Source organism: Hymenobacter sp. HDW8 (assembly GCF_011305775.1).
GTDB lineage: Bacteria > Bacteroidota > Bacteroidia > Cytophagales > Hymenobacteraceae > Hymenobacter > Hymenobacter radiodurans.
Genome location: NZ_CP049907.1, coordinates 3,051,225 through 3,064,573 on the forward strand (window position 1 = coordinate 3,051,225; position 13,349 = coordinate 3,064,573).

General features: G+C 55.0%; 6 protein-coding genes. 5 read left to right on the plus strand and 1 reads right to left on the minus strand.

The features are described from left to right. Positions 1-283 precede the first annotated feature (283 nt). From G7064_RS12955 to G7064_RS12975, 5 genes are all read left to right on the plus strand, one after another. Positions 284-1,678, plus strand: a complete 1,395-nt coding sequence (locus tag G7064_RS12955; RefSeq protein WP_240935876.1) for a DUF4394 domain-containing protein — start codon at positions 284-286, stop codon at positions 1,676-1,678. A gap of 256 nt (positions 1,679-1,934) precedes the next feature. Next, on the plus strand, positions 1,935-7,118 hold the full coding sequence (locus tag G7064_RS12960) for a translocation/assembly module TamB (RefSeq protein ID WP_166073911.1): 5,184 nt from the start codon (positions 1,935-1,937) through the stop codon (positions 7,116-7,118). A 136-nt stretch (positions 7,119-7,254) separates the two neighbouring features. Beyond that, on the plus strand, positions 7,255-9,636 hold the full coding sequence (locus G7064_RS12965; RefSeq protein ID WP_166073912.1) for a BamA/TamA family outer membrane protein: 2,382 nt from the start codon (positions 7,255-7,257) through the stop codon (positions 9,634-9,636). A gap of 189 nt (positions 9,637-9,825) precedes the next feature. Next, positions 9,826-10,353, plus strand: coding sequence for a DUF2975 domain-containing protein (locus G7064_RS12970; protein WP_166073913.1), 528 nt, complete (start codon positions 9,826-9,828; stop codon positions 10,351-10,353). Between the two features lie 3 nt (positions 10,354-10,356). Then, positions 10,357-10,560, plus strand: a complete 204-nt coding sequence (locus tag G7064_RS12975) for a helix-turn-helix domain-containing protein (protein WP_133274373.1) — start codon at positions 10,357-10,359, stop codon at positions 10,558-10,560. 86 nt (positions 10,561-10,646) lie between these two features. Here the strand turns inward: G7064_RS12975 and G7064_RS12980 are convergent, their stop codons facing one another. Further along, entirely contained in the window at positions 10,647-13,202 is a 2,556-nt protein-coding gene (locus tag G7064_RS12980; protein WP_166073914.1) for an FdhF/YdeP family oxidoreductase, read from the minus strand. Between the last annotated feature and the right edge of the window lie 147 nt (positions 13,203-13,349).

Consider the following 13,349-nt stretch of genomic DNA (forward strand, 5'->3'; position numbering starts at 1 on the left):
GGTTCTCTTATCCTTCTTGCCTCTATCAATCAACCTGTTATCACTCCTATATGAAAATAACCTCAACTTTTACCAAGCTCGGAGCCGCGGCCTTGCTAGTGGGGTCGCTCACGAGCTGCGAAGACATCTTGGAGCAGTACTTCCCTAAACCCAATCCGACCCCGCCTACTATCCCCACTTTTCCCCCTTAGGCCAGGACATTGCCTTCTATGCCTTATCGGGGGGAACACGGCTCGATGCCTACAACACGAGCAATGCCGCTACGCGCACCAACTCGGTCGCCATTACGGGCCTCGGTAGCGGCGAGACGCTCTTAGCCATTGACTTTCGCCCCGCCACGGGGCAGCTCTATGGGGTCAGCAGTGCCAGCCGCCTGTACGTCATCAACCAGAACACGGGCGTGGCTCGGGCCATTGGCGCAGGACCGTTTACCCCCGCGCTGGGGGGCAATTTGGTCGGCTTTGACTTCAATCCTACTGTGGACCGCATTCGCCTCGTGACCTCGACCGGTCAGAACCTGCGCCTGAACCCCGAGACGGGCACGGTAGCCAATACCGATGGGGCCATTAACGGCGCGGCGGGCGCCACCCTGACTGGGGTAGCCTACACTAATAATACGACTAAAGCAGCTACAACTATACTTTACGACCTCGATCCGGTTACCGACCAGCTCTACCGCCAAGACCCGCCCAACGATGGTGCATTGATAGCGGTCGGGAGCCTAAGCTTAAACATCACCGGTAATGGCGGCTTCGATATTGACGCAAAAACTGGTACGGCCTTGGGCTTGTACGCCGTAAATGGCAACCCCACTTTATTCACGGTGGACTTGACCACTGGTGCGGCGCGTCCATTAGCCCAGTATGCGGCTAGCCTAGATTACTCTGGAATTGCTATTCCTACCCAGCCCGTGATGTATGCTGTCGGCTTTATTACAATTTCCGGAAGATCTACGGTTAACTATCTGTACACTTTTGATCCGACACAGACATCTGGGAGTACCACTGTAGGTATAGGATTAGCCAGGAATGAGGAAATTAAAGGCTTGGATTTCCGTCCAGCTACTAGCCAGCTCTATGCTCTCGTAATAGGTTTAGGAGGCCGTTTTTTAGATGGAACTATTTTTAACGATAGCTATAGATTATACACTATTGATCTGATAACGGGTGCAGCTACACGTGTTGTCGATCTAAGCATCCCCTTACCTTATTCTGTTAGGTATGCCTTTGACTTTGATCCTGTTACGGATCGCATTCGCATAGTTGCCGCTGGTAGGCAAAATTTATTGGTAAACCCCTCCAACGGTACTGTTACTGTAGAGGGTGATGTGACTGCAAACGTGGGTGGGCTGGCTTATGATAATAGCTATGCTGGCGCAACGTCAACTACGTTGTACGCCATCGGCAACAACAAGCTGTATATTCAGAATCCGCCAAGTGCAGGTACACTAACTGAAATCGGAACAATAGGATTAAATGGGTTCAGTACTCCCGTAACTATTAATCTTTTTGATATCGGGGGGACTACGAATACTGCATATGGTTTCACAATTGGTGGTAACAATAAAAATATCGTTTCAAGTCTTGACTTAGCCACCCATACAGCCACCTACCTTCGGAATCTCGATCTGGCGGGTGGCCCCTTTGTATATGCGGTAGCCGTTGCTCCAGGTTTTTAAGGCCTTTTTTAGATTAAACAAAAGCTCCGGCTCACGAGCCGGGGCTTTTGTTTTTAAGCGAACCGGTAGATACAAATAAAAGTCAGTGCTAAGCTCGGCGCTACGACTTATAAGTATTGAAGTTTCGTGCTTCCTGCTGTATCAGTCGCCATATATAGAGCGTTCTACCACCAAAAAAGCCCCCCAGCCAACCCCGCGCCGCTTTTTTTCGTTGGGTGATACTGAACACTTTAAGCACAACCACACCATCAAATCCTTGCCTACGTACGTTCGCCGCATCCTCTATGGTATCCTGGGGCTGTTGGCATTTATTATCCTGCTGGTAGTTCTGGTAGTGGTGGCTTTGCAGTTTCCGGCTGCGCAGGACTTTGCAGCCCGCAAAGCCAGCGGCTATCTGCAAGATAAGATCGGGACGGAAGTGCGGATCGGGAAATTCCGCACCGATTGGCGCAATGCCATTTCCCTCGATGATGTGTATCTGGAAGATCAGAAAGGCGATACACTGTTGTCGGTGGGGCACTTAGGTGTCAATATCGATTTGTGGGCCCTTACCAAATCACAGATCAATGTGAAGTCGGTGGAGCTAAACGATGGTACCGTGGGCATCACGCGCACCCTGCCCGACAGTACTTTCAACTTCGACTATATCACGGCAGCCTTTGCCACCGGCGACACTACTACCGCCCCGGTAGATACCGCCAGCGCGGGCTTTCAGTACAACATCGGCGATGCGCGCCTGACTAATATTCGCCTCACCTACGACGACCAGGTGGAAGGCATGGCCGTGAAGACGCGGGTAGGCGAGCTGGCCGTAAACATGGATGCTGTAGACGTGGATGCCTCTACCTACCGCATCGATCAAGCAGCGCTGCGCAACACCGCCATTAACATTGTACAGAGCAAAAATGCCCCCCCGGACACCGCCGTCAGCGAGCCGCTGGAACTAGAGCTGGGGTTGAATAAAGCGTTGCTCGACAACGTCAGCCTAACGTACAAAAATGCTCCTTCGGCTCAGTACATCAACACCCGCGTAGGGCAGGCCGAAATCACGGCCGATAACATTGACCTGCGCAACTCACGCGTGGCGCTGAACACACTGCGTTTGCGCAACACGACATTTGCCTACGCGCAAAACGAAAACGTGCCCGTTGAGGAGCGCATTATTAACCCGGCTGAGGCCGTGCGCGACCTGAACGAATCGGTGGAAAAAGCCACTGGTGAGGAAGCCAGTTGGGTCGTCACGCTTAAGAAGTCCGACATCAGCGACGTGGATGTCGCCTTCGACAACTTCAACGAGCCCGCCCAGAAAACCCGCGTGCGGGGCATGGACTACAATCATCTCAAATTCACCGACCTGATTCTGAATACGGAGAACCTGTTTTACTCCGAGAATCGCACTACGGGCCGCATTGTCAATCTGGCGGGTAAGGAGCAAAGTGGGTTTGAGGTGGAAAGCGCCACGGCCGATGTAATCTTCGACTCGGTGCAAACCCGCCTCGACAACCTCGACCTGATTACGCCTCACACCCGCATCCGGCGCACGCTGGCCATGGGCTACGAAAGCCTGGATGCACTCGCTGATATCAAGAAACTCGGCCAGTTGCGCATTGAAGGCGACCTACGCGAAACGCGCCTCGGCTTCCGTGATATTCTGTATTTGTCGCCCGATCTGGCCAATACGCCCCCTTTTACCACGGGCGCCAACCAATCGGTGCTGGTGAGTGGGCGCGTAAATGGCCGCGTGGGTGACTTCCGGGTACAAAATCTGGATGTGGTCGGCTTCCGCAATACCGTGCTGCGTGCCAGTGGCCGGATTCAGGGTTTACCCGAAGTGGACCGCCGCCTGTACACCGACCTCAACATTGCGCAGTTTACGACTACCGCCGCCGACATCAAGAGCTTAGCTCCAGCCGGCACCATTCCACCAGAATATCAATTGCCGCCGCGCATTGCGGTATCAGGCACGTTCCAGGGACGCCCAACGGCGATGGTGTTCGACACCAATCTGAAAGTGAATACCAGCTTCGGCAACGCGACGGCCGTGGTAAATATGGAGCCTGGCCCCGCCGGCCGCGAGCCCGTTACGGCCCGCTTCTCGGTGCAAAACTTCAACGTGGGTGCCGTGCTCCGCGACCCGACTATTGGACGCGTTACAACCACCGGCCGCCTCAACGCCCGCGGCCTCGACCCGGCTACCATGCAGGGCCGCCTAGTGGCCGACGTGCAGCGGGCCGAGTACAATAACTACACGTACCGCGACATTGCGGCCACCGTCGACATTGACCGCAACCGCTACGTGATTGCGGCCGAAAGCAAAACCGATCCTAACCTGAATCTGGATGTGTTGGCTACCGTGAATCTGCGCGACGCTAACAACCCGAGCTACGAAGTGTCGTCGCTGAACCTGCGGGGGGCAAATTTGACCGCGCTCGGCTTCTACACCGGCGGCGACTTGCGCGTGCAGGGCAACCTAACGGCCAACCTCAGCGGAGCCGACGCGAACTCGATCAACGGTACGTTCTCGGGACAAAATGTGGTCGTGGTGCGTGATAACCAGCCCTTTGCATTTGGCACGCTGGAAGGCAAAATAGTGCAGCAACCCGGCCGCTCCGCGGTAGACGTGACCTCCGATATTTTTACGGTGAAGCTGGATGGCAATACGCCTTTGGGCGACTTAGCAACGGTACTTCAGCAACACATCGACCGCTACTTCGACCTCCCCGATGTGCGCTATGTAGCGGGTGGTCCGGCGCGCAACTTTACTTTCGATGTGCGCGTGCTGGAGCCCCGCCCGATTGCGGCGCTGGTGCCAGGCTTAACCAAAATTTCCCCCTTTAACCTGACCGGCGGCTTTGACAGCCGGGATGCTAACCTGACGTTGAACAGCCGTATTCCGGTCATCATTTACGATGGCTACCGGCTCGATTCCACGCAGCTCACCATTGCTTCTGACCCTCAAAAGCTGGATTACGCACTGCGCATGCGCCAGGCTAGCCAGGATACCAGTCTGCGCCTGCCCAACCCCAGCATAACGGGCAACGTGGCCAACAATAAAGTGGCTACTAATGTGCGTGTTGGTGAGTCAGACAATAATCAATTGCTGAATCTGGCGGGAGTGCTGCAAGTGCTGAATCAGGGCGATGCGTATGCGTTCAGCTTCGACGAAAACTTGGTGGTGAACAACCAGAAATGGACGGTGGCGCCCAACAACGAGGTACGCTACACGCTGGCTTCGGGTGCTATTCGGGCCGATAGTGTACGCCTGAGTCAGGGTCAGCAGTTTATTGAATTGCAGACGCTGCCGGGGGCTGAATATCCGTTGCAGGCGCGCTTGGGCAACCTCGACTTGAATATGCTGGCCGTAGCGGGCGGCTTGCAGGACTCGCTGGTAGGCGGTACGCTCAACGGGCAGGCGGTAGTGCGTAGCATAGGCCAGCCGCGCCAAGCTTTTACCGCCGATATGACGCTGAGCAGCTTGGCCTACAACAAGTCGATTATCGGTGACTTATCGTTGAATGCGACCAACCCCACCGCCGACCGTTATCAGGTAGACGCCCGCCTGACGGGTGGCCCCAACAACAACGAAGTACGAGCCACTGGTTACTACTTGGCGGCTGGCGCGTTGGATATGGCCATCAACGTGGCTCGTCTCAATCTGAATACGGCAGAGCCGTTTGCGCTCGGCGAAGTAAAGGAAATGAAAGGCTACCTCACGGGGCAGTTTACGGTGAAGGGGACCACAAATGCCCCCCAGCTGCGCGGTACGCTCAATACCAACGACGCCGGCTTTACGCTAACCCAACTTGGGGCCCCCTTTACGCTGCCCAACGAGAGCCTGACCTTCGATGAGCAGGGTATCAAGTTTCAGGACTTTACCATCCTCGATTCACTGAATAATAAGGCCGAAATCAACGGCTACGTGTACACCAAGAACTACATTGATGATTACCGCTTTCAGCTACGGGCCGTGACCAACGACTTCTTGGCCGTGCAAAGCACCCAGCGCGACAACGAAATATTCTATGGCAAGCTGCTGGTCGATTCGGACACGCGCATTACCGGCGACCTCGCACTGCCACGCATTCGCACTACGGCTACCGTGGTGGAAGGCTCCAACCTGACGGTGGCGGTGCCCAACGACGAGGCCGTAGCCGTGGAGCGGGAGGGAATTGTGGAATTCATTGACCTCAGCGCGCCGCTCGATACTATGCTGGCTCGTCAGGCGCCCGTCGATTCGGCCCAGACGGCGGAAGGGTTTGATATTGCCGCCGTCGTGACCGTGACGGATGAAACGCCTTTCACCATTATTATCGACCAAGCATCCGGCGACAACCTGAAGGTGCGGGCCGCGGGCACGCTGAATACTGCTATAGACCCGGCGGGCACTATTACGCTCAGCGGCCGCTTAGACGTGACGGAGGGTAAGTACGCTATGTCGCTCTACGACTTGGCGTCGCGGGAATTCGAAATTGCTCAGGGTAGCTCCATTGTGTGGAGCGGCGACCCCTATAATGCGCAGACCAATGTGACGGCCATATTCAATGTAAAAACGGCCCCCGCTGAGCTATTGGCCGGCCAGGGCGAAGCCGATGAGAGTTTGCAGACGATTGGCCGCAACCAGCTGCCCTTTGAGGTGCTGCTGAAAGTAAACGGCGACCTGCTCAAGCCCATTATCAGCTTCGATATCCAACTTCCTGAGGATACTCGTACCCAGCTGCGCCCTCAGATTGAAAACCGTCTGGCTCAGTTGCGTCAGCCCAGCCAATCCGACGAACTGAATAAGCAGGTGTTTTCGCTGTTGGTCCTGGAGCGCTTCTTGGCCGCCAATCCGTTCGAGTCAAGTGGGGGTAGTTTGGTGGCGGAGCAGTTGCGCGGTAGCGCCAGTCAGGTGCTTACTTCACAGCTCAATAAGCTCACAGGTAGCTACTTATCTAATTTGGGCGTGGAGCTAGGTGTGAATTCACAAGCTGACTTCTCCTCCGGCTCCGAAAAAACGCGCACCGATCTGAACGTAGCCGTGCGCCGCCAACTCTTCAACGACCGCGTGACGGTGCGCCTGGGTACTGATGTGCCCTTGGCCGGTGGCAACCAAGCTTCCAGCGGGCAGCAAAGCGTAAGCAATTTTGCCGGCGACGTGAGCATCGAATATGACATTCTGGCCAATGGCCGCCTGCGCCTGCGCGCCTACCGTAACAACGCCTACGGCGACATTGATGGGCAGTATGTGCGCAACGGGGCATCGCTCATTTTCCAACGCGACTACAAGACCCTGGCTGACTTATTTCAAGGCATCGACAAAGACGTAAAAGTAGAGCGCAAGCAAAACCGTAAACGCGAAAAGCAAGAAGAAAAAGCTGTTAAAGACACGGTGCAAACCGTAGCGACGCCCCGACGCGAAGCCGGACGCCTGACGAGGCGCCAGACGACTTCGGGCCGGTAATTTTATAGATTAAAATTGTCAGGCCGAGTGCCGCGAAGCATCTCGCGTGCTGACGCAGGATTACTAATTAGACAACCTCATGCGCGATGCTCAGCAGGATGTTCTAGTTACTAGCATTCAACATCAACATTACTCCGTGCTTTCTACGACTTACACCTTACTTCTTTCCTTCAAAAAAGCCCCCCAGCGCCGGTTGCCGCTGCTGGTGCTCGCTTTGCTGCTAGCCAGCTGTTCCGGTACCAAGTTTATCCCGGAAGGCAGTAAGCTCTACACGGGCAGGACGGTCACTATTAAGTCGGAAAGCGCAATTCCGAACGAATCGGTGCTTACAACAGAGCTGGAATCGGTGATTACGCCCAAACCCAATAGCTCCATTCTGGGGCTGCGGCCTAAGCTCTATTTCTGGCACATGGGTGAGGGCAAAACCAAGGGTTTGGGCAAGTGGCTGGCCAATAAATACGGTGAAGAGCCCGTACTGCTGAGCGTCGTGGACACCAACACCGTGAAGGGTCTGATGACCAACCGCTTGTACAACAACGGCTACTTTAAGCCCGCGGTCAGCAGCAAGGTGAAGGTAAAGGACAATACCGCTTCCGTTGACTACGTGGCCACCGTGGGCAAGCCCTATTTGATTAAGGAAATCCACTTTCCCGACCGTGACACGCTCCTTGATCGTGCCATTCGGGCCACGGAGCCGAACTCCCTGCTGAAAGTTGGCGACCCGTACAACCTGCAAACCATGATTAACGAACGCGTGCGCATCGACGCGGCGCTCAAAAATCAGGGTTTTTATTACTTCAACCCCGATTATATTCTGTTTCAGGTAGATAGCACCTTGGATAATGAGGCAAACGTCTATCTGAAAATCAAAGGGACGATTCCGCCGCAGGCTGCCAAGCCTTATGTGCTCAACCGGGTGACGCTGGATACCGATTACACCCTTTCCGATACCACCGAAGGAGCGAAGGAGCCAATCATGTTTCGGGGCTACCGATACTTTCCCGACGAGAAAGTATTTAAGGCGAAAGCCATTACTAACGCCACCTTCATCTACCCTGACAGTATTTACCGTCGCCGCCGCTCCGACCAGACGCTAAGCCGGTTGATGAGCCTGGGTACGTTCAAGTTTGTGGACATCCGGTACCGTTCTGCGAACCAGCCTGATTCGGGTGGGTACGGCCGTCTCAACTCCTTGGTGCGCATGACGCAGGTGCCTAAAAAGTCGCTGCGGGCGGAGTTGCAGATGAACGTGTCCAACATCTTCACCGGGCCGGGTATTGTGGTGCAGTTCCGCAACCGCTCCGCCCTGCGCGGGGCCGAACAACTGACGATTAATGGGCGAGCCTCCTTTGAAACGGGCAATGGTATCCAGTCGGGCGTGACCTCCACTACCATCGGGGTGGATGCCCAACTGCTGGTGCCGCGCCTGATTACGCCGCCCTTCAATATTCGCTTGGTCAACTCGGATTTTCAGCCCCGCACCTTTTTCAACGCGGGCTACAAGTATGTGCTGCGCACCAATTTCTTCCAGCAGGATGTATTCAACGTGGGCTATGGCTACAGCTGGAAAACCAAGGTGACCAATGAGCAGCAACTGCAACCCATCGACGTACAGTATCTGCGCCTGGCCAACACCGATGCCGAATTTGATCGGTTGCTAGAGGAGCGCCCCTTTCTGGCCAACAGCTTCCGCCAGCAGTTTATTCTGGGCAGCAACTACAGCTATACCTACAACCAGCAGGTGCTGGAGCAGCGCCGCAACCAGATCTATTTCAACGGCGGCATTGAGCTGGCCGGCAACTTGGCTTACCTGCTGCAAAGCACCAAAGGGGCTCCGCGAAACGAGCAGGGCAACTACGAGCTGTTTGGTCAGGAGTTTTCGCAGTACACCAAAGTCAATCTGGAGTTCCGCAACTACTACCGCGTGTCGCCCGATGCTACCAGCGGCAACCGGTTTGCTACGCGGCTACTGATTGGGGTGGGTGTGCCTTACAAGAACTCCAGCGTGCTGCCCTACCTGAAGCAGTACGGTATTGGCGGCCCCAACAGTGTGCGGGCCTTCGCGGCGCGGGGCGTGGGGCCGGGTACGTATCGGGCGCAGGACCCGGAAGATGTAAACGCCTTCTACGACCAGGTGGGCGATATGCGCCTGGAAGCCAACATCGAATACCGCCACGACTTGTTTCCTTACGTGAAAGGCGCGCTGTTTGTCGACGCGGGTAACATCTGGCTGATCAATGCCGACCCGGACCGCCCTACTTTCGATGCAAACGGTCAGCCCGACGGTAAAAACGGTCAGTTCAAGTTCAATAGCTTCTTTAGAGAATTAGCCGTAGGTGCCGGCGCCGGTATCCGCATCGATGTGCAGTTCTTCGTTATTCGCTTCGATGCGGCCTACCCGCTGGTATATCCGTTTGAGAACGGCGCTTTTCAGACCCAGAATGGCGACGAGTACAACAAGCTGGACTCTGGCTTTAAGGCAGTGCGCTTAAATATTGGTATTGGCTATCCATTCTAGTATAGTATCCATCTGCTTACGAAGAGTTCAAAAAAGCCCCCGATGCGCATCGGGGGCTTTTTTGGGCTCTCTCCAACTATGTATTGGTGTTGGGAAACTGAGTAAAATCGAATGAAAGCAGATTTTACATTTATTGTTTATCAATAAATTTTTATTGTAATTTGTGTGTAGACTTTTATTCAAACACTCATGGAAACGAAAGACAAGTTTATTCTGAACACCGTGCATGTGGTGTTCTGGGTGATATTTATCGGCCTGTGTATCAAAAGCATGGCATTGCTCATCGCCCTTTTGGTAAGCCTGTTTGTAAATCCGGAAGGGGCGCGAAACCTCTACTCGGAACTCGACCTGTATACTCTTTACCAACTCGACACCCGCCACTATGTCTCTGTGGTGTCGTTTATGATTGTCTTATCGGGTCTGAAGGCTTATATCGCTTACTTGGTTATCAAGATCTTTTCGCGATTCGATTTCACGCGTCCGTTTGATGCCAACGTTTCCTTGTTGATAACGGAAATTAGCCACGTCGCGCTCCGGACGGGGGTAGTGGCGCTGGTGGCCAACGGCTACAGCGACTGGCTAATCAAAAAAGGCGTGGCGGTGCAGCAGGATTGGGGCAGCAGTGAGTTCTTGTTTCTGGCCGGCGTGCTGTTTATCGTAGCTCAGGTATTTAAGCGTGGGGTTGAGTTTCAGGCCGAAAATGAGCTAACCGTCTGACGTATGCCCATAGTTGTGAATTTGGACGTGATGATGGCCAGGCGTAAGATGTCTTTGAATGAGCTCTCCGAAAAAGTTAATCTAACATTATCCAATCTCTCCGTACTAAAAACCGGCAAGGCAAAGGCCATCCGCTTCAGTACGCTTGAGGCTATTTGTCAGGCCCTGAACTGCCAGCCGGGAGATATTCTGGAATTCGTGGAGTGACATTCTCACTCCTCGTTACCTAAACTTTGAGGACCTAAAAAAGCCCCCAGACCAAGATCTGGGGGGCTTTTTCTTTCTGCGAATGCTTACGCTTCCACGGCTACGCGCTTCATGGCTCTTTCGGAATCACCGTTGGAAACAGCAGCGGGCACCACCGTCACTACCACGTACTTGGAGGTAGGGGTATTGCTCACTTTAGCTACGCTTTCGATGGGCACCAGTGGGTTGGCCTCGGGGAAGTAAGCGCAAACGTTGCCCTTCGGAATGTCGTAGGGCACGGCCACAAACTTCTCTACCGTGCGCTGCTCGCCTTGGTAGTGGCTGGTGATATCGATGAGGTCCTTAGCTTTGATGTTGCGGGCGGCCATGTCGGCCTTGTTCATGAACAGCACACGCCGCTCATTATAGACGCCGCGGTAACGGTCGTTGTATTCGTAAATGGTCGTGTTGAACTGGTCGTGGCTGCGTACCGTCATCAGCACCAACTGGTCGGGCTCTAGTTGGTACTTGTCCAGCGTAGTGGTAGTGAAGTTAGCCTTGCCATTCTCCGTTGTGAACTTGCGCTCGCGGGGGCCGTTGGGCAGATAAAAGCCCCCCGGGCGCCGCAGCTTCTCGTTGAAGTCCTCGAAGCCCGGAATTACGCGGGCAATGTGGTTGCGGATGTTATCGTAGTTCTGGGTCATGGCCACCCAATCCACTTTCGTGCGATTGCCGAGCGTGGCAATAGCCATTCCGCTGATGATGGCTACTTCGCTCAGCATCTGCCCATCCAGCGGTACTAGTATGCCTTTGTTCTGGCTCACCACGCCCATGGAATTCTCGCAGGACGTCATCTGGTGTCCCGACTTCTGCATATCGATATCCAAGTGGGTGAAGCAGGGCAGCAGCAGGCTGGTTTCGCCGGTTACGAGGTGGCCGCGGTTGAGCTTGGTGCCCACAAATACGGTCAGCTTCTGCTTACGCATGCCTTCGGCAATCAACTCGGTATCAGGCCCGGCGGCCAGCAAATTGCCCCCCAGACTGAAGTATACCTTGATTTTGCCCAGCACCATTGCCTTGATGGTTTCTACCGTATCCAGGCCTTGCTCGCGGGGTGGCGAGAAGCCGAATTCCTTTTCCAGTGCATCCAGGAAATTCTTGTGCGGCTTTTCCCAGATGCCCATCGTCCGGTCGCCCTGCACGTTGGAGTGGCCGCGCACCGGGCAAGTGCCCGCGCCCGGCTTGCCAATGGCGCCCTTCATCAATTGCAGATTGACGATTTCCTGAATGGTTTCGACGCCTTTCCGCTGCTGTGTAACTCCCATGGCCCAGCAGGTGATAATCTTTTGCTTGTTGGCAATGAGGTTGGCCGCTTCCAGCAATTCAGCGCGGGTAATACCGCTGATCTCCTCAATTTCCTGCCAGCTGGTGTTGCGAATGTTCTGCTCAAACGATTCGAAGCCCGTGGTGAACTCGGCTATGAAAGGGCGGTCGATTACCTGGCCGGGGTTACGGTCTTCGGCCTCAAACAAATGCTTCATCAGACCGCGCAGCAGGGCCATGTCGCCATCCACGCGCACCTGCAAGTATACGTCGGTAATCTGGGTGCCGTCGCCCATAAGCGCACCCAGCGCCCGCACCGGATTCATAAAATCCTGCGGGTTTTTGAAGTGGTTCAGGCCCGCTTCGATCAGCGGATTGACGCTGATGATTTTGGCTCCATTGCGCTTCGCCTTTTGCAAAGCCGTGAGCATGCGCGGATGGTTGGTGCCGGGGTTCTGACCGATAATCAGAATGACCTCCGCCTCATATAAGTCGTTGAGCGTAACGGAGCCTTTGCCCAAGCCCAGCGTGGGGCTGAGGGCCGAGCCACTGCTCTCGTGGCACATATTGGAACAGTCGGGCAGGTTATTGGTGCCAAACTCGCGCACAAAAAGCTGAAATAGGAAGGCCGGCTCGTTGGGCACTTTGCCCGAGGTATAGAACGCCGCCTCGTCCGGCGACGCCAACGCGTTCAATTCGCGGCCAATAATTTGGAAGGCTTCGGGCCACTCAATGGGCTCGTAGTGCGTGCCGCCGGGGCGCTTCACCAGCGGGTGCGTAAGGCGGCCAGCGTTGTTCTGGTCGCGGTCGGTCATGCGTGAGAGGTCGGCGAGGCTATGCTTGGCAAAGAACTCAGGGCCAGCGGCTTTATCGTCGGCGTCGGAGGCGGTAGCTTTGGCGCCATTCTCGCAGAACTCCGCTACTGAGCGATGATCATCCGGGTCGGGCCAGGCGCAGCTAGAGCAGTCGAAACCGTCCTTCTGGTTCATCTTGAGCAGCCCGCGGCTACCCCGGTTCACGCCACCTTCGCTCCAGCTAAACTGCATGGATTTGATAACGGCCGTCACGCCCGCCGCTACTTTCATGCGCTCCTCTAGCTTCAGGCCGGTGAGCGTCTCGACGGGCTGGGCCAAGATGGGAAACAGGTATTTGGCGCGTGCTGTTTCGGGAGCTGGGATATGTTCTTCTTCCTTGTTCAACTGTCCTTCAGGGTTGTAATGGTCGGGTGCGGGTGCTTCGCCTTGGTCGGAGCGCTCCCCGCTTTTTGGCACGTTGTCCTGGGCGGTTTGCTCATGCGTCTGGCCGGCTTTGCTGGGGTCTGCGGCGGGAGATTTTTCCATAACAAAACGAAAGAATGGGATGAAATAGGGTGGGAAAGCGGAAGGCCGAACTAGCTGAAATTCAGCGCCCAGCTATTCCTTAACCAAAGTAGGCAATTCTTGGTTTTCACTCCTTTTCTGGCTCGAAAGCAGAACCCGCAAAGGAGA

Excerpts from the sequence above, each read along its gene's own strand:
- G7064_RS12970 (WP_166073913.1), top strand. The coding sequence starts at position 9,826 with ATGGAAACGAAAGACAAGTTTATTCTGAACACCGTGCATGTGGTGTTC.
- G7064_RS12975 (WP_133274373.1), top strand. The coding sequence starts at position 10,357 with ATGCCCATAGTTGTGAATTTGGACGTGATGATGGCCAGGCGTAAGATG.
- G7064_RS12980 (WP_166073914.1), bottom strand. The coding sequence starts at position 13,202 with ATGGAAAAATCTCCCGCCGCAGACCCCAGCAAAGCCGGCCAGACGCAT.